Source organism: Paenibacillus sp. 8b26, assembly GCF_050626875.1.
In the GTDB taxonomy this organism is placed as follows: Bacteria; Bacillota; Bacilli; order Paenibacillales; family Paenibacillaceae; genus Paenibacillus.
Genome location: NZ_CP192445.1, coordinates 3,089,985 through 3,112,375, shown reverse-complemented (window position 1 = coordinate 3,112,375; position 22,391 = coordinate 3,089,985). Strand labels below are relative to the sequence as shown.

Genomic DNA, 22,391 nt, shown 5'->3' with positions numbered 1-22,391 from the left:
ATCCAAGGGAGATCGTATCATGAAAACAAAATTTGTAAACCTACATTATAACACAAAAATAATTATTAGTAAATATGTGATATTTTAAATTTGTGTGACAATATCAGTGATATAAATCTTTTAGCTAACCATCCAAGATTTGATAGATATGTACCGTGTTGGATTGCCAGCCGGGTGATTTGTTGGAGCATATAAAAGTAACGAAATCATAATTCAAATCAAAAACGTGATTTTTCTTTATGTGACAGGAAAAATCGCGTTTTGTACTTCTTAATTATGGGTAGGAATAAGTTGTTGAACTGTGTGATTATTTGACTGATAGCGCCTTGACATCATAGAAAGGCATTCACTATAATTCAGGTAGAAATCTGTTCCAATTAGGTTTTAATTTTCTCTTTTGTGGAACCGGTTCCTATAATGAGGGAAGTTAAGTCTTATTCACTGTTTATGAATGTAATCTGTAAATAAGGTGGTGTTAGTAGAATGTTTAAATGGTTGAAAAAGAAAGCAACTCCACGTGTTGAAGAATTCGACATTGTAGTACCGATTAAAGGACAAATTGTTTCCCTTGAAGAGGTTCCAGATCCTGCGTTCTCTACGAAGGCAATGGGGGACGGTATCGCTATTCATCCGTCTGAAGGAAAGGTTACGGCTCCTTTTACGGGCAAAGTGGTTCATGTGATGGAGAAAAGTAAGCACGCCCTGATACTTGAGCATGAATGCGGTGTACAAGTTTTGATACATGTCGGGATTAATACGGTCTCTCTCAAAGGAAAGGGCTTTAACCCTTATGTCCAAACAGGAGACAACGTTAAAGCAGGGCAATTATTGATGGAATTTGATATGGATTCTATCCAACAGGCCGAATTGTCTCTAATTACTCCGGTCATCATTCCAGACGGGCAAGAGATGATCAGCCATGTGGAAATATTGCAAAATTCGTCTGTTTCTCCAGATGCACCTGTGTTAAGAGTCCATTTGAAAGGCTAGTCAGCATTTAAGTACCTGTTATGCAGGATTATCGGATGAATTTACAGGGTCTAACAGAAGAATGTTTGGGATAAGGCTAACCGGGACTTCTGGTTGGTCTTTTCTTTTTTATGAGCAATACCATTCGACGGGGCAGTAAGTATATATAACTTGTAAGCTCTGGCTAAACATATTGGTTCAGCAGATCATGGAGTTTATTTTTTATTTGTTCACGTACTACTTGGGGTTGCTTTACGTTTGCTTCCATACCAAGCCCAAGAAAAAAATGTACCGCCCATGTCGTAAATGATGAACTCATTTTTGTACGAATCGTGCCTGAGCCATTTTCATGCAATTCGATGGACGGTGCTAACCACAAGTCTGACTGACATCGTCTTATACCTTCGGGTGTTAAATCTACTTCCAATTCCAGCATATCACTTTCATCCATGCGCATAACCCATTGCTCAATATGATCCTCGTTCATATCGATTTGCTTACTTTGGTCCCCTTCATCAGAGAAATCTTTCACTCGGTCCATGCGAAACACTCGATAATCCTCTGCAAGAAAACAATAAGCCTGGCAATACCATAATCCGTTCATTGTATAAATACCGAGTGGCTGGATCATCCTTTCTCGACGCGTGGCTGCTTCGTAAACAATCGTAACGACGCGTTGTTCCAGCGCACCTTCCAGTAAATCTCTCAAAAAAGGCACTTCTATGTCATGTGGAGGTATCCAGAAGATGAGCCGTTGCTGCATTTGCTCAATTTTTTGCTTAAGTTCACTAGATAGATAATGAAAAAACTTGTGCAGGGCCATGTCCACTTCGTTTGTGAAGGGGAGGGATTTGTAATTGCGTAATGATTGGCAGGCAAAAAACAATGCCATCGTTTCATGCTCAGTGAAACTGATTGGTGGTAGGACCTTCTCGCGCAGCACACGATAGCCACCTCCAGGCCCTGTCTGAGAATATAGAGGCACTCCGAGTTCACTTAGCTCCATCAGATCACGAATCATGGTTCGACGTGAAACGCCACATTCGTCGGCTAACTCCTGTATGGTGAATTTTTTGCGTTCATTTACTAACATGATGAGCTGAACGAGCCGTTGTGCTTTGTGCATGTTTTGCTCCTTTTTAAGCAAATAAATATTAGTGACAGTAGTTGGCACTATTATCACGTATGCTTAACCTCGAAGTCAAGGTACACACAGCTGGAATAATAGTGATTCAAACTTATTTCGCATTAAATGACTGTGATATAAGGTGTGATAATGTTTTTTGAATGAAGAGGATGAGGAGAGTTTTAAGATGAAGAATGAGAAATATGTAATGGAGTTAGTACTATTCAAGTTAAAGGAGGGGACGGATAAGGACTCTTTTCGTAAAGCTGCCAATGAATTGAGTGGCGTGCTACAAACCCAATTGCCGGGATTTAAAGAGCGTCAACTGCTACATACCTCTGACGAAACACAATGGACAGACATTGTATATTGGTCTGATATGCAAATGGCAGTGGCGGCGATGGAAAAGCTCAAATCTGTGTCTGCTTTCCAAACGTTTGCCTCTATGATTGATTCTAAAGACATTCATTTACTACATCTGATTCCAGTGAATCTGGAAACGTAAAGAAAAGAGAATGGAGAATGTGAATAATATGAACAGCGTATCTGTAATAGGTTTGGGCTCTATGGGCGTTGCAATCGCTCAATCGTTACTTCAAAGTGGTTATAGAGTTACGGTATGGAATCGGACAAGTGAGAAGGCTGAACTGATTGTGAAGGCAGGCGCGGTTTTGGCCCCTAATGCAGCAGCAGCAATAAGCGCGAGCGCAGTGTCCATTATCTGTGTATCTGATTATGCAGCTTCGTATGATATTCTGGACACGGACGAAGTGAAAGTGGATATGGCAGGACGGATTCTCATCCAGTTAAGCACTGGAAGCCCACAGCAGGCCCGAGATTACGAAGCGTGGACTCAAAAGCACCATGCTGAATATATAGACGGAGCTATAGTAGCTTCTCCTACCCAGATGGGACAGCCAGAAGCTACGATTTTTTCATCCGGTTCTCCTGCTGCATTTCAGAAGTGTGAGCCGCTACTTAAAAGCTTGGCTGGAAATGTATTGTACTTGGGAGGGCAGGTTAGCGCAGCTTCTACGACTGACTTAGCATTTCTTTCGTATCTATTTGGTTCGTATCTCGGTTTTTTCCACGCTGCACGTATTCTTGAATCAGATGATCTTCGTGTGGATACCTTTGGGGCGATGATTGCCCAGATATCTCCCGTTATTGGCGGGGTAATAAAGTATGAGAGTGAGTTAATTCAGAGCGGAGCTTACGATAAGCCACAGAGTTCTGTGAATATGAGTATGGTTACCGTGGATCTTCTCATGGAACAGGCTCGTGAAGCAGGGATGAATAATGAATTCCCCGTATTTGCCCAAGGTCTCTTTAAAAAGGCTTTGGATGCAGGGTACGGTGAAGAGGAAGTGTGTGCTCTAATCAAGGTGATGCGTTAGGATCACGAACAGTCGGGAGTTAGGTTCAACAATAGACCACTATCATAGGTAGCGGTCTATTGCCTTTTGTATAAACTCTAATTTAACCAATGGTCTGGAATGCTTAGAGAAGGGGGTAATTTGGTTTTACAATTGCCTTTAGCCGAATTTAATTGTGCTTGTGTAAGAAAAATACTTCCTTCGAGATTAGCTCCACTTAAATCAGCGTCTCTGAAATCTGCACCGATAAGGTCGGTCATTCTCATATCAGCTTCTCGGAGGTCAGCAGCAATAAGTAAAACTCCTCTCAAATTGGCACCTCTAAGATTAGCCCCTCTTAAATTTGCACCGATAAGGTCTCTTTGCTTAATTTTTTTACTATATTTACTGTGTTCCATGTTTTTCTTAACTTTTTCACGCACTAACTCACTTGTTTGTAAAAGTAAATCATTAACAAGTGCCCTATGGGTTGGTACATGAAGATCTATGAGGGATTTTGGAGTTTGATCCGTAAGTTGCTCGGTTTTCGCCATAGCTTTTTGTAAGTCTGTATAGATGGGTTGAGTTTCTTCTAAGCTAAGGGCTTCATTTAAGTAATAAAGCATTTCGTAAAGCTGTTGCATGATGGGAAATACATTGAACATTTCCTTAGCTATTGCCGGGTTGTCTCGCCAACTTTTTCCGTTGTACATAACTTGAGAAATCTTTTGACCTGCCCCAAAGCAATCATATACAGTACAGCCTCGCAAGCCGTTATTTCTTAGGTTCTTATGAATACCACAACGATAATCCGCTTGCAAGTTTTGACAAGGAGTCCCTCCATCCTTGTTAAAAGCAAAATCAGCAGATTTTGCATAAGGTAAAGCTACACAGCATAAACCAAAACATTTTTCACAATCTGCACTAAAATTTTTTTGAATATTGTTATTGCTTAATTTATTAGACAATTTCACACATCCTTCAACTAACAAATATAAAATTTAATATTATAATCAAAAAAAGATGGATATTGTTTTGATTATACCCGTTCGTATTTAGGAAGAAAAAGATAACCGTAAAAGTTTGGTGTTGTCTCGCTTATTGTAAACAGACAGGAATTGACCAGTATGTTTTTTATTCAATATAACATGCTGTAATTTGTTTGGAACGGAATCGCGAATTTGTTGAAAGTATTGATCGCATGAAGTAGATAATTCTATGTAGTCTGTTTTTGATTCTAGGAGATTAGCGTATAATAATTCTAATTGTGTACGGCAGTAGGGTCGAATGGTAGACTGATACCTTGGTTGGGGGCGGTCTACTTCTTTTTCATGTAGGTAAGAAATGTCAGAATAAACATGCCAAACATGATCATCAAGGTAAAGGTCAGCATGTGATCATGAATACACTTCAACAATAAATAACCCGGCTGAGATCAAAGTTATCTTAGTCGGGTTATTTTGCAATCGGGATATTAGGACATCGTAGGTTGCCCTTTTGCCAAATTTAATTGCCATGAAATTCCGTACTTATCTTGAACCCAGCCAAATAGCTGGCTTACGGGCGAGGTTTCGAGCGACATTAGAACTTGTCCTTCCTGCGATAGCTGATCAAACACGCGGTGAATTTCTTCTTCCGAGTCACAGGTGACGAACAGCGATAGAGCCGGAGTAAAAGGGTGCTTGTCCTGATGGTTCTGGTCAATAGCCATGAAGGTTTGACCTTTTAGAGCGAATACAGCATGTAACACGCTTCCATCCTCTTGATAGAATACGCTAACGATGTTGGACGGCTCAAAAACGGAGGTATAAAATTGCATGGCTTCTTCCGCTTGACCGGAGAACATGAAAAATGTTGTAATTTTTGGACTGGAATCTTGCATAAGGTCAACTCCTTGGACTGATGTTAGATATTAACATCTTCCCTCTTTTTTAATGGAAATATTCAACGATAAAAGAAGCACGTCATGAAGAAAATCATACTCTCGTACAGGGAGTTAATGGGTCAGGATATAAGAATTTTTGATGTAAAAGGACGAAATAGCAAAATGCAATGACAATATGGGGATTCGCCCAGTCCACGGGCTGATGTCCCGCATAGGATACATCAGCCTAGAACACAAGGAGTGAACCGAATGTCTTTAATGCCACAGGGTCCTTTCGGACCGCAAACGGGGTTTCCGGGTCCATCCATGCCGCCAGGAACAGGCCCTTCGAGTCCACAATTTCCTGGTACAACACAGGGGCCTTTTGGCCCGTCAACAGGGCAAGGGTCGTTTTCGCCGCCGCCGGGATCATTCGGTCCGCAAGGAGGACCACAAGGCGTTCAGGCGCCGACTGCTCCACCACCGCAATTTACACCACCGAAGCCGCTGGTCTCGGCCTATGCTATTGATCCCGGAGCCATTTCCGGCTGCTTGTTCCGCAACACGTTTATATGGCTGACGAATGGAGAGCGCTTCTGGCTGTATCCGGTCTTTGTAGGCAGAACATCAGTGGCGGGATTCCGGTGGAACGGCCGTTTCTGGACATATTTTGGGATAGACACCAACCGCATTGAGTCGTTTAGCTGCTATTGGTAAGCATGATGTCGCGGTTGATGTAAAAAGAAAACAAAAAGACTGAGGGAGCGCTGATAGCGTTCCTTCAGTCTTTTTTTGTGATTAATCCATCCACCATCGCTTGAAATTGCTCCACCATGACTTCTTCTCTGCCTGCTGCTCCGCTTGGTCATTGTGCGTTGCTTCCGGAGGGTTGTTCTGCCCCGACAGTGTTTCCTTCGGCTCTGTTCCGCTTACGAACACTTCCAGCCGCTTGTCGGGACTGTCCGGTGCAGCCAGCTTGCCGCTGGCCGGATCAATGTAGGCGCTGACGACGCCGTCAGGAATGGGAAAGATTTTGGGCGGCACATTCTCCAGTGCTTTCTCCGTATACTGTGCGAAAATCGGTGCCGCCCGCCGGGCATCCTGCGTGCTGATGGCCTTACCCTTGTCGTAGCCGACCCAGACGGCGGTGGACAGCTCGGGTGTGAAGCCGACCATCCACGCATCGGTGTTGGTCGTGCCGCTCTTGCCGGCAACCGGTCGCTTGATCAGCTTCGCGACCCGGTTGCCGGTGCCGCCTTCCTCGAACACGCCTTCCATGAGGCGTGTGAGGACGTAGGCGGAGGCGGGCTTCACCACCTGCTCGGGCGCGGCCTGCGGCGCTTCATAGAGCGACCGCCCGGCCGCATCGGTGACGCGCAGCACCGCCACCGGAGCGACCCTTTGCCCGCCGCTGCCGATGACGGAGAAGGCCGAGGCCATCTCGAACGGGCTGACGGGCGACACGCCCAGCGCCAGCGAAGGCACGGGTTTCAGCTCGCTCGTGATACCCATTTTGCGGGCAAGGTCCATGACCTTATCCGTTCCCACCTTCAAAATGGTGCTTACGGCATAAATATTATCGGACGCTGCAATCGCGCGTCGCAGATCAATTTCGCCCAAATATTTGTCTCCAAAATTTTTGGGCTTATAGGTTTTGCGGTTGTTGTCGTAGTGAAACAACGTCGGTTGGCTGTCGAACTTGGACGTACTCGTCAATTCGCCGGAATCAAGTGCGCTCAGATACATAATCGGCTTGAAGGACGATCCAGGCTGCCGGGTCGTGGCGAGCGCATGGTTGTACTGGTTGGCGACATAGTTGGCTCCGCCAACCATCGCTTTGACGTGTCCGCTACGCGGGTCGATAGAGATCAGCGCCGTCTCCAGACCGTTGCTGCTCTTCATGCCTTCGCTTACTGCGGCCTCGGCTGCCTGCTGCATGTGCATGTCCAGCGTGGTATAAATACTCAGGCCGCCATGCTCTAGCACGCCCTCGCTAATCCCAAGCTGATGAATCACGAGCTGGCGAACGTAATCGCGGAACCAGGGCGCGGCTTCGACCGTCCTGCGCTGGCTCTCGGGCCGCAGGGCAAGCATTTCCCCATAGGCCTTGGTGGCTTCGGCCTGAGTGATCTTGCCAGTAAGTGCCATGGAATCAAGTACAACCTTTTGCCGATCCTTGGCGTTTTTCATATGATTATACGGCGAATAGTAGGTTGGTCCTTTCGGAATACCTGCCAGCAGTGCGCTTTCAGCCAGATCGAGATCCTTGGCGGATTTGCCAAAATACATCTGGGAAGCCGCCTCAATGCCGTAGGCACCGTGACCATAGTAGATTTCGTTCAAATACATTTGCAGCAGCTCGTCCTTGGTGTACTTCATTTCCAACTGCGCCGTGTAGATGGCTTCCTTGGCCTTGCGTGTCCAGGTTTTTTCATGGGACAGATACAGATTACGTGCAAGCTGCTGTGTCAGCGTGCTGGCCCCTTGCGACATGTCCCAACGGGTCACATTGACGAGCACCGCCCGGCCCAGACCTTTGAAATCAAACCCGAAATGATCATAAAACTTCCGGTCTTCTACAGCCAGTGTAGCCGCAATCAGATCGGGTGAAATGTGATCCAGTTGGACAGGGATAGACTCCTTGCCTCCGGCAGAGAAGGTGGCAATGACTTTCCCCTGACTGTCGAGCAGCCGTGAATTCCGATCCGTATCCGCGAGCGGAAGACTGGTCGTATATAAATAGGCGAGCAGAATGCAGGCGGCGATGACCGTCAGAATGGTGAGTGACATCAGTCCCTGAAACCATCGAACCCAGAGCGGTTTGCGCTTGGGGGAATGCTTAGTTGTACCGGCCATCATGCCACCTCCTTCCTTGGTTGATGTTCTCAGTATTGTCAATCCGAAAGCGTCTATTCATCAGATGCGCGTACGTGTACATTTTATACGAGATCCAATCTAAAAAGGCTTTTGCAGGCTATCCGGGTATCGCTTATAATGCAAAAAAGTGTGAAAGTGCAGTGTGTTTGGTTACAATAAATATAACAAACCCGGCGGGTTGCAGATATCGTGTTATAGATATAATGAAGTCGCTGTTTATATTGTCATGACCAGAAAGAACTGCGAGGGCGCGGCCTGGATGATAAAGGAATTGTCGGACACATACTTTAATGAGAAAGAAGGTTGAAATGATGGATTTGTGGTTTACGGAGAAGCAAACTTCCTCTTTCGGCATTACGGCAAAAATCAAACAAACCTATGTCTCCGAGAAAACGGATTTTCAGGATCTGGCGATGATGGAGACGGAGGAATTCGGCAATATGCTCATACTGGACGGCATGGTGATGACGACCGTGAAGGATGAGTTCGTTTATCATGAAATGGTAGCGCATCCCGCTCTGAACACACACCCGAATCCAAAGAGGGTTTTGGTGGTGGGCGGCGGCGATGGCGGCGTTATTCGTGAGGTCATCAAGCACCCTGAGGTTGAAAAGGCCGTACTGGTTGAAATCGACGGTAAGGTGATCGAATATTCCAAACAATATTTGCCCGAAATTGCCGGAAAGCTGGACGAGCCTAATGTGGAAGTGCTGGTCAATGATGGCTACATGCATATTTTGGAGCACAAAAATGAATACGACGTCATTATGGTCGATTCCACGGAACCCGTTGGCCCGGCAGCACCGCTGTTCGAACGCGGTTTTTACCAAGGTATCTTTGAAGCGTTGAAGGAAGATGGCATTTTTGTGGCGCAAACAGATAACCCTTGGTTCAAAGCCGATCTGATTCAGAAGGTCAACAAAGATGTGAAGGAGATTTTCCCGATTGTACGTGTGTACGGGGCTAATATTCCGACCTATCCGAGCGGTCTGTGGACATTCACATTGGGCAGCAAAAAGTATGATCCGCTCGAAGTCGACGAGGCACAGATCCCCGAAATGGACACCCGATATTACAGTCCGCGTCTGCACAAAGCAGCGTTCGTGCTGCCTAAATTTGTGGAGGATTTGACGAAGTAGCCCTTGTTAGTAAGCGTCTAGGCATTCTTTGAAACCTGTTTTTGGGTGAAAAAGAGCGCTATAGGCGCTTTTTTGATATTTAATAAAAGGGGCAAATGAGCGTGAGAGCATACTGGACAGCGGATTTCCTTTTAAGATAAAAGAAGGAAATTTAAGGGTGAGTGTAGAATATACAAAAAACCAAACATTTGACAGAATTGAAATATCATCTAGGGGAGGTTTGGTTATGTAAACAAACCAATCGGCAATGTGCGAAAGAGGGGGAAGTTGTTTTGATCAGACGTTCTTTTTATTATCTGTGGGGGTCTCAGACGATCTCCAACGTAGCAGATATCATCTACATGTTGAGTGTAGTGGTATTGGTGTTCAGCTCCAGTAATTCTTTAATGACGACCATTTTAATTCCGTTGTTCCGCTTGTCTGCGCAGGTGCTTAGTGGACTGGTGGCTCCCGTGGTTCTCAGTCGTTTCCGTCTAACGAGGGTGTTGCTGTTTTCCCAATTTGGGCAGTTTGTTATTTTTACATTACTCCTGCTTTACCTGTGGATCACACCTGAGCAGAGGTCGTTTCTGTTCATTTTTGTGATGGTGTTCGGCATGTCATTTTTGGATGGCTGGACCAACCCGGCACGTAATGCGCTTGTACCCCGATTGGCAACTGGCGAGGGGCTGATGCGTGCGAACGGCATGGTGGCGGTCAGTGATCAAGTGGTTAAATGTGCAGGCTGGGCGTTGAGCGGGATTATTGTGGCCTGGCTCGGTTCCCTGAATACGCTTGTGATCGCATCCTGTTGTTATTTGGTGGCTGTAACGGTTACGTCCTTCATTCGTGATCCGCTGGATCAAAAGCAATTAAGCCCCGAATCCTCAGAATCCTCGAACAATTCAACAGAAACAGCAAAGTCAAAGGAAAAAGGCTCTCACTGGAAGGAGCTTGGTGAAGGATGGCAAATCATTTGGCATAACCGCCGCATCCGGTCTCTGATGATCGTGGATAGTGTGGATACCATTGGAGGAACCTCCTGGCTGGGTGTGTTTATTTTGGCGTATGTTACTCAGGTGCTACATCAGGATGCAAGCTGGTGGGGCTTTATGAATGCTTCCTTTTTCTCCGGAACAATTCTGGGCGGGTTGCTTGTCGTTGGCTTGGTTAAGCGGCTGCAAAAGAACAGCTTCCTGTACATGCTCGGAGCGTTGCTTGTGTATGTGCTGATTACGATAGTGTTTGCACTCAATACGATCCCGGTCGCTGCGCTTGTTCTTTTTGCTGTATCCGGCTTACCGGTTCAAATGGCTGGCATCATTCGCCGCACCTTGCTGCAAACGAGTGCCCCGGCCGCTCAGCTTCCCAAAGTGATGGCGGGTATCGATGTGCTTACGAATCTCGCTTTCGGCCTATCTTTGCTGTTCCTGGGCTGGTATGCAGACCGCTTTGGTATGGTGCAGGTGTACCTGCTGGCTGCGGCTATGACGACCATTGCTGTCCTGATCGGCTGGTTCTATCGCCGAGATTTTCAGGAAAGTGAGCAAGTGGACCATCCAACCGCTACGGGCGCAGGGGTTTGAAGCTAAGGCATTCGTGGGACGGGTCAACTGGTATTGATGGACTACATAATAGTTCTACTATTTTCTAGCTTAGGGTAAGAAAATAAGCCAAGCCTGTCATTTCCAAGGCTTGGCTTATGTGTTATATAATTTAAATTAGATTTACACATTATCATATACATATTCTTTTCGTAGATATCTTTCTCAGAAAGGGTTGTTCATTTTGAAAAATCTTGTAATCAACTTAACCCTTACATTTTTCACCGGACTCTTCGCTATATATTTACTTATCGGAAAAGTAGAGGTAAGCGGTTTGATAGTTTGCTTTATAAGCACAGGTTTATTAGCACTAGGATATCTCGCTGTGTATTCAATAAAGAAAGTGCGTAAATGAAACCGCATTTCTAACACCGACTCGATTCCGGAGTTGTTAACGAAGTACCCTCTGTTTTAGCGTACATCACAAAAAAAGCCGATTGCATAAGAGCAATCGGCTTATCCCCTCAACCCCCTATGCTAGGCCGTAGTGAACTGGCTGTTATAGAGCGAGGCGTAATGCCCCCCGCTTGCAAGCAGACCCTCATGGGTTCCGCTTTCGACCACATCGCCGTTTTTCATGTATAAAATCAGATCCGCTTCGCGGATGGTCGATAGTCTGTGGGCGATCACAAAGCTGGTGCGTCCGGCAATCATTTTCATAAACGCCTTCTGAATACGCGCTTCTGTCAAGGTGTCAATACTGCTGGTCGCTTCATCCAGAATGAGCATAGGTGGATCGACGAGAATCACCCGCGCGATGGTGAGCAACTGCTTTTGACCTTGCGACAGGCTGTCGCCTGAACCGCTGATGACCGTATCGTAGCCATGAGGCAGCCGCTTGATGAAGCTATGTGCATTGGCAGCCGTTGCAGCCGCAATAATCTCTTCTTCCGTCGCTTCCGGCTTTCCGTAAGCGATATTGTCCCGAATCGTACCGCTGAACAGCCATGTATCCTGAAGCACCATGCCAAAGTTCGTCCGCAGACTGTCCCGGCTCATGTCATTGATATTGACCCCGTCGATAGATATCGAGCCGCTATCTACATCATAGAACCGCATGAGCAGGTTAACTAGCGTGGTTTTACCAGCTCCGGTCTGCCCGACAATCGCAACACGGGTACCCGGCTTAACCTCCAGACTAAAGTCCGTAATGAGCGTACGGTCCGGGTTATAGGAGAATTTCACATGATCAAAAAGAATCGTGCCCTTGCTGCGTTCCAAATGTACAGCGTTCGATTTTTCCGGCTGCTCAGGCGGTGAGTCCAAAATAGCGAATATGCGCTGGGCAGATGCCGTAGCCGCTTGGAACTGAGTCAGTACCCCTGTGATTTCATTAAAGGGCTTGGCGAACAGGTTAGTATAAATCAGAAAGCTTGACAATCCGCCTACCGAGATGACGCCCAGAATGATGGATATACAGCCGATCATCGCAGTGACCGAGAACGTCATGTTGTTCACCAGACGGGTGGAGGGATTGGACAATGATCCATAAAACTGTGATTTTACCCCTGCTTGATACAATTGGTCATTTTTGGCGGCGAATTCCTCAAACGAACGGTTTTCATAATGAAAGGCTGTAACCACCCGCTGCCCGCCAATCATTTCCTCCACATAACCATTTAGACTCCCTAAAATTTGGGCCTGTTCGCGGAACATGCGTTGGGATCGTGTGGTAATAAACCGTGCTACGCCATACGTAACCGGGGCTGACACCAGCACGACCAACGTCATCAGCGGACTGATATACAGCATGAGCACAACCGAGCCTATAATCGTAATAATCCCGGTAATCAAGGTGGAAAAACCTTGAAGTAATCCATCCGACACGGCATCCATATCGTTCACAAAACGGCTGATGCTGTCACCTTGTGGGTGATTGTCATGAAAGCTTAACGGCAGGATATTAAAATGATCAAATAACTCTCGCCGCATATCATTGACCGTCTGAAAAGCAATACGGTTCGTCAAATAGGTGAGCAGCCAGCTAAACAGGCTGCCTACGGCGTACACAATGCCCAATCCGGCAAGAATCTGCGCGATCCCCCTAAAATCCACCACTCCCTTATCCACCATATGGTCGATGGCCTGACCGATCATATAGGGACCGATCAGACTGGCTAGTACGCTGAGAGTTGCACTGACCATGACCCAAAATGCTGTTTTTTTATATTGACCCACATAGGTTAACAATCTTCTCCAGGTTTCCTTACCGCTCATTGGTCTACCTCCTGCGTTGAGAGCTGGGAATGATTAATCTCCTGATATACATCTGAGGTGCTCATCAACTGTTCGTGTGTGCCGACACCGACAATCCGCCCTTCATCAAACACAATAATTTTATCAGCATGCTGTACACTGCTGACCCGTTGCGAGACAAGCAGGACGGTCATGCTGCTGCTGTTTTCCCGTAACGATTTACGCAAGGCGGCATCGGTTGCAAAATCGAGTGCACTTGAGGAATCATCCAAAATAAGGATTTGCGGATTCCCTACAATAGCTCTGGCGATGGTTAGACGTTGCTTTTGACCTCCCGACAGATTAAGGCCCCCTCGGGCAATCGGAGCATCGTATTTTTCGGGCAGATTGGAAATGAACTCATCCGCTTGCGCGATGGCTGCAGCCCGGGCGACTTCCTTATCGGTGGCGTGTTCATGACCCCAGCGAATATTATCCGCTATGGTGCCGGTGAACAGCAGCGCCTTCTGTGGAACAATCCCGATTTTTTGCCGCAATGGCTCAAGCTTATATTGGCGAACGTCAATGCCATCGACCTGCACATGCCCCTCCACCGCATCATAGAACCGGGGAATGAGATTCACAAATGTTGATTTCCCCGAACCCGTTCCTCCGATGATGCCGACCGTTTCACCAGGGTAGATGTTTACGGTAACATCGTTAAGCGCCAATTGCCCCGTTTTATTGTATCCGAAGGAGACGTGGTCAAAAGCGATAGTCGGTACGGTGTCCTGTTCATTTGATTCAGACTGATTTGTAGTCGTAGTCACATCGGAAATCGAGGCTTGTGTATCCAGAACTTCCTGAATCCGTGCTGCCGAGGTTGCGGCCTTGGTGAACAGAATGATTAAATTGGTCACCACGATCAGAGCCAGCAAAATCTGCGTGATATAATTAATAAAAGCAATAATCTCCCCTTGCGTAAGAGATCCGTATTGAATATGAATGCCGCCGATCCACAGGATCGCAATAATGGCTCCGTTAACCACTAACAAGGTGGCCGGGCTGAGCAAAGCGGAAATACGCCCGACACGAATGGCGGTTTGGGTCAGGTCATCCGATGCTGTGTTGAACTTGACTCGTTCGGCCCCTCTTTTGGCAAAGGCCCGTATGACCCTTACCCCTGTAAGATTTTCGCTTAGCACAAGAGCGATGTTGTCCAGCTTTTTCTGATACATTCGGTACAGCGGTGAAGCCTTCGTAATAACCAGATACAGGATCAAAGCCAGGATCGGCGTTGCTGCCAATAGAACCAAAGCAAGGCGAAAGTCCAAGACCATCGACATGATAATAGCCCCAATACAAATAAAAGGAGCGCGAATGACCAGACGAATCAGCATCGCCACAGCCGTCTGGAGCTGATTCACATCGTTCGTGATCCGATTAATGAGTGAGGGCGTACCAAACTTATCGAGATCGGCATAAGAGAACGATGAAATGTGCTTAAACATCGTATTGCGCAGCGTGGTTCCGAATCCCTGAGAGGCACGGGCTGCGTAGAACTGGCACACCATTGAGCTGCCAAAGCCCAGCATGGTCATAAGCAGCATCAATAGACCCATTTGCCAAATATAATGGGTATCTCCTTTCCCCACGCCATGATTGATCATTAGAGCTACCATGGTAGGCAGCAACAATTCCAGAATCGCCTCAATCAGTTTAAACAGAGGCCCAAGAATGCTTTCCTTTTTATAGGGTTTCAAAAAAACAGCAAATTTCAGCAAATAAACCATCACCTAACCTGAATAATGTATAAAGCCCGTTGACCCAACCTGATAACTGAATATGATTATGGCATATCCCAAACCATATGAATAATATTTAATATATATTAGAGGTATATGTATTACATATATCAGTACCGGAGGTTCATGATGGAATTGAGACATCTCAAGTATTTTTTGGCGATTGCAGAGGCGGGACAAATCACAGCGGCAGCTAAAAAGCTGCAAATCGCACAGCCTCCCCTCAGTCAGCAGCTCATGCAGCTGGAAGAAGAGCTGGGTGTAAAGCTCGTGCATCGAGGCCCGCGAAGCATTCATCTGACAGAGGCCGGAATCATTTTGCAGAACAGGGCCAAGCAGATTTTGGAGCTGACCGATGCCACGACGAGGGAGATAAACGATTTTGCCAAGGGTATGAAGGGAACGCTCACGATTGGAACCGTCTCTTCTTCCGGCGCAGCCCTGATGAAAGACAGGCTTTCCGAATTTCACAAAACCTATGCGGGCGTAAAATTTGAAATTCATGAGGGAAACACGTTCATGATCCTCGATCTGTTGAACAAGGGGATTGTAGAGGTCGGTATCGTCAGAACGCCGTTTAACACCACCGGTCTGGGGTGCAGATATGCAGCCTCCGAGCCGATGGTCGCGGTGATGACAGAAGAGCATGACTGGAACTCTGACCAGAAGACGATTCCGCTGTCTGATTTGAAAGATAGACCCCTTATCGTATACCGCCGCTTTGAGCAATTGATCCACGATGCCTGCATGAAGCATGGCTTTGAGCCGAATTTCTTTTGCAAAAACGATGATGCCCGCACTACGCTTCATTGGGCCAATGAAGGATTGGGGATCGGTATGATTTCACGGTCCGCGCTGTCTCTGGGCAGTAATAACCAGTTAATCGTGAAGGAAATTATGTGTGAAGAATTGCATACTCGTGTGGCGGCTGTCTGGCTCAAGGATAGATACATGTCTTCTCTGGCTTCCCGATTTATCGAAAGCTTTAGCCAGGCATCCGATGAAGTCACTCCGCGGTAGCTGTTTTTTTTGTGGATGAAAGCATCTTTTTGTAAAATCTCATTTGAATTGCAAACGGGAACTGGATATAGTAGTACAGTAGGATAGCGATAGAATGGAGTTTGAACACATGCCACACAATGCAAAGGTCCAAATCCGTCTTCATAGTCATCACGACGGAGAAGATGTGGTACAGGAACTTCCCGGAGAAGCGATCATGCGTGGGAAGCATCTATATATAAGGTACGATGAACCCCAAGAGGGACCTGAGGGCGGAACGACACGGAACACGGTCAAAATCGGACCGGATGAGCTTAAGCTGATTCGCCACGGTGAGGTGCAGTCGGAGCAGTCATTTGCGCTGGGACGAAGATTGCCGGGATTTTACCGATCGCCTTATTTAAGCCTGAACATGTCTGCGCATACGCAGAAGCTCGATATTCGAATGGACGGGTTTACCGGACAGGTGAGCTGGACTTATGATCTGTACGTTTTTGAGGATTTCTCGGGGCACTTTGCCATCAGTTTGCATATACAGGAGGAGCAACAATCATGACAAGCAATCCACTGGAACTCATTAATCAAAAGGTGACCTCAGCTATCGAGGCAGCGGTACTGGCTGCCGGAATCGTGAGCCGCGAAGAGCTGCCGACGATTACGCTGGAGGTGCCGAAGGACAAGTCGCACGGTGATTTGGCTACAAACGCTGCGATGCAGCTCACCCGCATTGCGAAGAAAAACCCGCGTCAAATTGCAGAAGATTTGATCGCAAATATGGACTTGGCTGCCGCCTCGATTGAAAGCGCGGAAATTGCCGGACCGGGCTTTATTAACTTCCGCCTGAACAAGAGCTACCTCTATGCAGTTATTCAGCAAGTGCAGGAACAGGGAGCAGATTACGGACGTGTGCAGGAAGGTGCAGGCAAAAAGGTACAAATCGAGTTTGTCAGTGCGAACCCGACAGGTAGCCTTCACTTGGGCCATGCGCGCGGTGCGGCAGTAGGGGATGCCCTCTGCAACGTGCTTGATTTTGCCGGATACAAAGTAACTCGTGAATACTACATTAATGATGCGGGTAACCAGATTTACAACATGAGCCGCTCAATTGAGGCGCGTTATTTGCAAGAGCTGGGACAGCCTGCGGAGATGCCGGAGGACGGTTATCACGGTGAGGACATCGTCGGGTTTGCCAAGGAGCTGGTGGCTGAGAAGGGTGATTCCCTGCTGTCTTTGACACCGGGCGACCGCGCTGCCTATTTCCGTGACTACGGTCTGGAAAAGGAACTGAACAAGATCAAGCGCGATCTGGAGCTGTTCCGTGTACCTTTTGACTCCTGGTTCAGCGAAACATCGCTGTATGAAAACGGTGAAGTGCTTAAAGCGCTGAACGAGCTGCGTGACCGTGAGGAGATTTACGAGAAGGACGGAGCCACATGGCTGAACACAACCAAGTACGGTGACGATAAAGACCGTGTCTTGATCAAAAATGACGGTACATACACGTACCTGACCCCGGATATCGCGTACCATCGCGACAAATACGCCCGTGGGTATGACACGATCATCAACATTTGGGGAGCGGATCACCACGGCTACATTCCACGGATGAAAGCAGCTATGGAAGCACTGGGTAACGACCCGGATAAGCTCAAAGTGCTGATTGCCCAAATGGTCAGCCTGTTCCAAAACGGAGAAAAGGTGAAAATGTCCAAGCGTACCGGCAAGGCCGTGACGATGGAAGACCTGATGGAAGAAGTGGGCGTGGACGCGATCCGCTACTTCTTCACGATGCGCAGCATGGATTCGCATCTGGATTTTGACATGGATTTGGCGATTTCCACTTCCAATGAAAATCCGGTATTCTACGTGCAATATGCCCACGCTCGCGCGTGCAGCGTATACCGTCAAGCCGAGGAGCAAGGAATTGCCGTACTGCCGTTGGCAGAGGTTGATCTGTCCAAACTGACGGCTGAGCATGAATACGACCTGTTGCGCAAGATCGGCGAGCTGCCGGAGGAAGTATCGGTAGCGGCTGCGAGCTTTGCGCCACACCGTATGATTCGCTACGTCTACGAGCTGGCATCGCTGTTCCACAGCTACTATAAAGCAGAGCGCGTTATCACTGAGGATGCCGCTCAAACGCAGACCCGTTTGGCGCTGTTTGGCGCGGTGCGCACCACCATTGCCAACGTGTTGAAGCTGGTAGGCGTGTCTGCACCGGAACGCATGTAAGCAAACCACTTTAACGATAAAAGGAACCGTCCGTACCATCCCCGGCAGGGTGGCACGTGCGGTTCCTTTTTTGTTCGAATAGGCTTAGTAGCGTTCCAGCACCAAATTCGTTTTCAGGGAATCGGCGGGAACCAGCCATCCTTTGGATTGCAGCAGATTGATCAGCTTGGTGCGATTGCTGGAGGCAACGCTGTAGTCCGAGGTTTTAAAGGAGATTTCAATGATGGTATCTGTACCTGATCCGTTGGCACTGCGGATAGGCCAGACTTCAACATCGGTATCTAATCCTTGGAAGCTGCCTCCATATTTGCTGACCTGTACAGGACCGTGTACTCTGGAGTCTGCCAGGGCTTGTTTGCCCCAGTTGCTGCTTTTCCAGTTTTGCAGCTTGCCCGGAAGATTGTCCAAAAGCTGCTTTAACGCCTGATCCGGAGAAGGAAGGGTTAATCCTTTGGAAGCGTTCGTTTTTTTATCATTGGAGAAGCTCAGCGTCTGTTTGCTATAACCCCAATCCACCTCGGCATCGTAGTTATCGTCGGATGCGCTGAAACCTTCTTTATTGGCTTGGGTGAGAGCTGCGTCGATATTTCCGTTTGTGACCGTGTACCGCTTCTTGTAAGTTAATTCATAATTCTTTTTATCTTCTTTTTTGCGAAATCTGACATTCCAGCCCTCATTGTTCAATTGCAGTTGATCCGTGTCAAAATATTCGACGCTCAATCGTTGCGCATCTTCGCTAATTTGAAACTCGTTGGCTACGCTGCTTTTCAAAGAGCCGTCGGCATTGAGGACCTGAGCTGTATCCAGCAGCAGCTTTACCTCATAGCTTGGTGTTGCATTGGCGGCAGCCTGTGCGGGTTCGGCACCTTTCCATCCCGTTACAAGCAGCACTGCACTTAGGGTTAATACCGACAAAGCCTTTGTGATACGAAGACCAGTTTTCATTCAATCATCTCCTATTCGTCCGAATGGGGGTACACGCTATACTTTACGGGTGTAATGTCAGTCGTATGTCAAGGCAAGCTGGTACTCCGGTTAAAAAATAACATAATTTCTATATGACAGGTAAGATTTACTCTTGGTTCCCTGACAAATATTCAGCAAATTGGCGGATTAGGGCCGAGCGGTGGCGGTCCTTATTGCTAACCATATAAATGTACCGCTCCACACGGTGGCCCGGAATGGGCCGTATGACCAGCATCCCGCGTTCAACCTCGGATTGCACAGCTATGCGGGAGACGAAAGAGACGTGTTCTCCCAGCATGACCGCCTGTTTGATCGCCTCCAGCGAATCTAGCTCCAAATAGGAGGGGAGGCGGCGTCCGCCATGCTCCAGCCATTTGTCAGTCATTTGGCGTGTGCTGGAATCCTTGCCATGCAGCACGAAAGAGGAAGAAGCGATTCGCTCAGGTGTTAAATCGGTTTCGCTTGCGAGTGGGTGACCAGGTGCGCAGATCAGCACCAGCTCATCCTCGCCCAAGGATTCCGACACCAGCGTCGGCACTTGAAATGGCTCTGCTGAGATAACGCCAAGGTCGATTTCGTGCCGAGTCAGCATGTCCTTGATCACCGGAGCTGTTTTCACGGACAGGGCAATATGAATCCCTGGATGTTCACGGGCAAAACGGTGCAGCACTGCAGGAAGCACATAGGTAGCCGGTACATAGCTTGCGCCGATTCGAATACTTCCCCGCTGGAGTGTGTCGAACTCGCAGACGACCCGCTCCGCCTCGGCGGCGAGCGCATTAATCTTGCCGGCATAGTGGAGCAGTGCGTGCCCGGCATCCGTCAGGATGATTTTGCCCATACGCGTGTCGAACAGCTTCACCCCCAAATCCCGCTCCAGATTTCTCATATGAAAGGTAATGGTCGGTTGTTTCAGGCCGAGGAGCTCGGCTACTGTGGTAATTTTATGGTGCTTGTCCAGCAACTCTACAATATGCAGCTTCAGAAGACTTAAATTCACTTGGAATGCCTCGCTTTCAGGTTGATCGGAAACTCATGCCCGCTTCCTGCGCGGCGGTATCAATCCCCTCTATATAGATTAAATCTATGAGTGTTAACACAATTCATTGAAATAATTAATTTTGTTTTAACTTTCCAATAACACAGGCTACGAATTCAAGCTTTACACTGGGGTCAGTCATAAGAACAGGCAGGTAATGCGATGAATCAGGATCTATATATTCACGGGTTGAGTAAAACCTTCGGCCATATGACCGCATTGCACGAGACGAATCTGATCGTACGGCGGGGACAATTCACGACACTGCTCGGTCCGTCCGGCTGCGGGAAAACAACGCTTCTGCGTATGATCGCTGGGCTGGAGACGCCGGATACCGGCACGATCACGATGGGGGAGGAGGTTCTTTTTTCGGCTGAACGAAAAAAGGATGTTCCCGCGCATCTTCGTCATTTTGGCATGGTGTTTCAGGATTTTGCGCTGTGGCCGCATATGACGGTGTTTGAAAATGTGGCCTTCGGCCTACGTGCGGGCAAGCAGGGAAAAGGCCCCGGTTTCGGTAACGGGCGTGGCAAGGAGCTGCGAACAGCAGTATTGGAGGCGCTGGACAAAGTCAGACTGTCGGGGATGGAGGATCGGTATCCTCATCAGCTGTCCGGTGGTCAGCAGCAGCGGGTCGCTTTTGCCCGGTCGGTCGCCATCCGTCCTAGGCTTGTCTTGTTTGATGAGCCGCTCAGTGCGCTGGACGCGGTACTCCGAGAAGAGATGCGCATCGAAATGCTGTCGCTGGTGCGTGATCTGGGGCTGACTGCCTTGTACGTCACCCATGATCAGATCGAGGCCATGTCGATGTCCGATGAAGTGGTCGTCATGAGAAGCGGACATATTTTGCAGACCGGAACACCGGAGATGATCTACGGTCGTCCATCTCATCCAGAGGTGGCTAGGTTCATCGGCAAATCGAACTGGCTGGAGCCGGAACGGACGCTATTCCGGCCCGAGCATGTCCGCTGGGAACAGGATCAAGTGGATCAGTATTCTTTTACAGTGGAGATTCGGCATGTCAGCTATGTTGGGGACCGTTATGAAATCCGCATACGGGCAGAGAACGGCGAGCTATGGACTGCATATCATTCCACCCGCTTGCCTATCGGGGAACAAAAGCAAATTTGGGTATCACCGCAACACATCCACCAACTCGATTCATAGGGAAAAGGGGTATAACACAAGATGATGAACAAGCACGTTTTTCGTACAGGTTGGAAAAAGGGCGCGATGCTCGCATTAACATTGACCTTTGGACTGGCTGTCGCAGGCTGTGGAACGGCTACACCATCCAAGGATGGAGCGCAAGCCACCGGGTCAGCAGGACAAGCCGGGGCGGCATCGACCGATCAGAAGCTGGTTGTCTACAGCGCAGGCCCTGACGGGCTGGCAAAAAAGCTGGTAGCGGGGTATGAGGCGCAAAGTGGAGTGAAGGTCGAGCTGTTCCAGGGAACGACAGGTAAAATTTTGGCCCGGATGGAAGCCGAGAAGGCGAATCCGGTAGCAGACGTGGTAGTGCTGGCATCTCTTCCGTCCGTGCAAGGCTTGAAAAAAGACGGCCTCACGCTGCCCTACCCGGATGCCAAAAACGCGGACAAGCTGAATCCCGATTGGTCCGACAAAGAAGGCAACTACTTCAGCACCAGTGCTTCCGCATTAGGCATCGCGTACAACACGAAGCTGGTGAAGACACCGCCGACTTCATGGGCCGATCTCGCGAAGCCGGAGTACAAGGACCAAATTAACATTCCTGATCCGTCGCTGTCTGGTTCGGCGCTGGATTTTATGACAGGCTACCTAAGTGCGAATGGCGATGGGGGCTGGACGTTGTTCGAGCAGTACAAGGCTAACGGCGTAGCGATGGCTGGAGCCAATCAGGAAGCGCTGGACCCGGTCATTACCGGAGCCAAAAGCATGGTCGCTGCTGCGGTTGATTACATGACTTACAAGGCCAAAGCCAAAGGCGAGCCAATCGACATTGTTTATCCGAAGGAAGGAACAGTCATCAGCCCGCGCCCTGCGGCGATTCTCAAATCGACACAGCATGAGCAGAATGCCAAGGCATTCATTGACTATCTGCTGTCGGACGAGGCACAGAAGCTGGTAGCGGACGCTTCCTTGCTTCCGGGCCGCACGGATGTCAAAGCAGATAAGCGCGCCAATTTGGATGAGATTCCGTTGCTGAAAACCAATTGGGAATGGATGGGCGAGCACGGGCCTGACGTGACGGAGAAGTTCACGCAAATGTTCAAGTAAGCG

Annotated in this window: 21 protein-coding genes; 12 read left to right on the top strand and 9 right to left on the bottom strand. The window is 48.2% G+C overall.

Annotated features, from left to right (window positions below; all coding sequences use genetic code 11):
* The first annotated feature begins 146 nt into the window (after window positions 1–146).
* Together ACQ4MX_RS14335 and ACQ4MX_RS14330 are read left to right on the top strand one after the other, a co-directional pair.
* The gene (locus ACQ4MX_RS14335) at window positions 147–212 is read left to right on the top strand and encodes a helix-turn-helix domain-containing protein (RefSeq protein WP_431091338.1); all 66 of its coding nucleotides are present in this window, start codon (window positions 147–149) and stop codon (window positions 210–212) included.
* A gap of 271 nt (window positions 213–483) precedes the next feature.
* Window positions 484–990, top strand: a complete 507-nt coding sequence (locus tag ACQ4MX_RS14330) for a PTS sugar transporter subunit IIA (protein WP_431085581.1) — start codon at window positions 484–486, stop codon at window positions 988–990.
* Between the two features lie 163 nt (window positions 991–1,153).
* On the opposite strand, the gene ACQ4MX_RS14325 is transcribed toward ACQ4MX_RS14330, so the two are convergent.
* Window positions 1,154–2,095, bottom strand: coding sequence for a helix-turn-helix transcriptional regulator (locus ACQ4MX_RS14325; RefSeq protein WP_431085580.1), 942 nt, complete (start codon window positions 2,093–2,095; stop codon window positions 1,154–1,156).
* A gap of 187 nt (window positions 2,096–2,282) precedes the next feature.
* Between ACQ4MX_RS14325 and ACQ4MX_RS14320 the strand changes: the two genes are divergently transcribed.
* Both ACQ4MX_RS14320 and ACQ4MX_RS14315 read left to right on the top strand, forming a co-directional pair.
* Entirely contained in the window at window positions 2,283–2,600 is a 318-nt protein-coding gene (locus tag ACQ4MX_RS14320) for a hypothetical protein (protein WP_431085579.1), read from the top strand.
* Window positions 2,601–2,628: 28 nt separating this feature from the next.
* On the top strand, window positions 2,629–3,492 hold the full coding sequence (locus tag ACQ4MX_RS14315) for an NAD(P)-dependent oxidoreductase (protein WP_044646849.1): 864 nt from the start codon (window positions 2,629–2,631) through the stop codon (window positions 3,490–3,492).
* A gap of 77 nt (window positions 3,493–3,569) precedes the next feature.
* On the opposite strand, the gene ACQ4MX_RS14310 is transcribed toward ACQ4MX_RS14315, so the two are convergent.
* From ACQ4MX_RS14310 to ACQ4MX_RS14300, 3 genes are all read right to left on the bottom strand, one after another.
* Window positions 3,570–4,418 carry a pentapeptide repeat-containing protein gene (locus ACQ4MX_RS14310; protein ID WP_431085578.1) on the bottom strand — a complete coding sequence of 283 codons (849 nt, stop codon included), beginning with the start codon at window positions 4,416–4,418 and terminating at the stop codon, window positions 3,570–3,572.
* Window positions 4,419–4,768: 350 nt separating this feature from the next.
* Window positions 4,769–4,843, bottom strand: a complete 75-nt coding sequence (locus ACQ4MX_RS14305; RefSeq protein ID WP_431091337.1) for a putative holin-like toxin — start codon at window positions 4,841–4,843, stop codon at window positions 4,769–4,771.
* 81 nt (window positions 4,844–4,924) lie between these two features.
* Complete coding sequence (locus ACQ4MX_RS14300; RefSeq protein WP_431085577.1) at window positions 4,925–5,332, bottom strand: VOC family protein; 408 nt, start codon at window positions 5,330–5,332, stop codon at window positions 4,925–4,927.
* A 252-nt stretch (window positions 5,333–5,584) separates the two neighbouring features.
* Between ACQ4MX_RS14300 and ACQ4MX_RS14295 the strand changes: the two genes are divergently transcribed.
* Complete coding sequence (locus tag ACQ4MX_RS14295) at window positions 5,585–6,031, top strand: transporter (RefSeq protein ID WP_431085576.1); 447 nt, start codon at window positions 5,585–5,587, stop codon at window positions 6,029–6,031.
* Between the two features lie 81 nt (window positions 6,032–6,112).
* Here the strand turns inward: ACQ4MX_RS14295 and ACQ4MX_RS14290 are convergent, their stop codons facing one another.
* Window positions 6,113–8,170 (bottom strand): transglycosylase domain-containing protein, encoded by a 2,058-nt coding sequence (locus tag ACQ4MX_RS14290; protein ID WP_431091336.1) that lies wholly within the window; start codon window positions 8,168–8,170, stop codon window positions 6,113–6,115.
* Window positions 8,171–8,502: 332 nt separating this feature from the next.
* Between ACQ4MX_RS14290 and speE the strand changes: the two genes are divergently transcribed.
* Together speE and ACQ4MX_RS14280 are read left to right on the top strand one after the other, a co-directional pair.
* Window positions 8,503–9,330 (top strand): polyamine aminopropyltransferase, encoded by an 828-nt coding sequence (speE, locus tag ACQ4MX_RS14285; RefSeq protein ID WP_431091335.1) that lies wholly within the window; start codon window positions 8,503–8,505, stop codon window positions 9,328–9,330.
* Window positions 9,331–9,602: 272 nt separating this feature from the next.
* Complete coding sequence (locus tag ACQ4MX_RS14280) at window positions 9,603–10,895, top strand: MFS transporter (protein WP_431085575.1); 1,293 nt, start codon at window positions 9,603–9,605, stop codon at window positions 10,893–10,895.
* Window positions 10,896–11,390: 495 nt separating this feature from the next.
* Here ACQ4MX_RS14280 and ACQ4MX_RS14275 read toward each other — a convergent pair whose 3' ends face one another.
* Window positions 11,391–13,130 (bottom strand): ABC transporter ATP-binding protein, encoded by a 1,740-nt coding sequence (locus ACQ4MX_RS14275; protein ID WP_431085574.1) that lies wholly within the window; start codon window positions 13,128–13,130, stop codon window positions 11,391–11,393.
* Window positions 13,127–14,872 (bottom strand): ABC transporter ATP-binding protein, encoded by a 1,746-nt coding sequence (locus tag ACQ4MX_RS14270; RefSeq protein ID WP_431085573.1) that lies wholly within the window; start codon window positions 14,870–14,872, stop codon window positions 13,127–13,129. Before ACQ4MX_RS14270 ends, ACQ4MX_RS14275 begins: the two co-directional genes overlap by 4 nt.
* 150 nt (window positions 14,873–15,022) lie before the next feature.
* Here ACQ4MX_RS14270 and ACQ4MX_RS14265 point away from each other — a divergent pair, with 150 nt between their 5' ends.
* The 3 genes from ACQ4MX_RS14265 (at window position 15,023) to argS (ending at window position 18,124) form a co-directional block, all read left to right on the top strand.
* Window positions 15,023–15,913: a LysR family transcriptional regulator gene (locus ACQ4MX_RS14265; RefSeq protein WP_431091334.1), complete on the top strand. Its 891-nt coding sequence runs from the start codon at window positions 15,023–15,025 to the stop codon at window positions 15,911–15,913.
* 94 nt (window positions 15,914–16,007) lie between these two features.
* Complete coding sequence (locus tag ACQ4MX_RS14260; protein ID WP_134911674.1) at window positions 16,008–16,448, top strand: DUF1934 domain-containing protein; 441 nt, start codon at window positions 16,008–16,010, stop codon at window positions 16,446–16,448.
* Window positions 16,445–18,124, top strand: coding sequence for an arginine--tRNA ligase (argS, locus tag ACQ4MX_RS14255; protein ID WP_431085572.1), 1,680 nt, complete (start codon window positions 16,445–16,447; stop codon window positions 18,122–18,124). Before ACQ4MX_RS14260 ends, argS begins: the two co-directional genes overlap by 4 nt.
* An 84-nt stretch (window positions 18,125–18,208) precedes the next feature.
* On the opposite strand, the gene ACQ4MX_RS14250 is transcribed toward argS, so the two are convergent.
* Both ACQ4MX_RS14250 and ACQ4MX_RS14245 read right to left on the bottom strand, forming a co-directional pair.
* On the bottom strand, window positions 18,209–19,069 hold the full coding sequence (locus tag ACQ4MX_RS14250) for a hypothetical protein (RefSeq protein WP_431085571.1): 861 nt from the start codon (window positions 19,067–19,069) through the stop codon (window positions 18,209–18,211).
* 127 nt (window positions 19,070–19,196) lie between these two features.
* A complete protein-coding gene (locus ACQ4MX_RS14245) occupies window positions 19,197–20,090 on the bottom strand; it encodes a LysR family transcriptional regulator (protein ID WP_431085570.1) in 894 nt (297 codons plus the stop codon).
* Window positions 20,091–20,291: 201 nt separating this feature from the next.
* Between ACQ4MX_RS14245 and ACQ4MX_RS14240 the strand changes: the two genes are divergently transcribed.
* On the top strand, window positions 20,292–21,296 hold the full coding sequence (locus tag ACQ4MX_RS14240) for an ABC transporter ATP-binding protein (protein WP_431085569.1): 1,005 nt from the start codon (window positions 20,292–20,294) through the stop codon (window positions 21,294–21,296).
* 21 nt (window positions 21,297–21,317) lie between these two features.
* Window positions 21,318–22,388: an ABC transporter substrate-binding protein gene (locus tag ACQ4MX_RS14235; protein WP_044646869.1), complete on the top strand. Its 1,071-nt coding sequence runs from the start codon at window positions 21,318–21,320 to the stop codon at window positions 22,386–22,388.
* Window positions 22,389–22,391 lie beyond the last annotated feature (3 nt).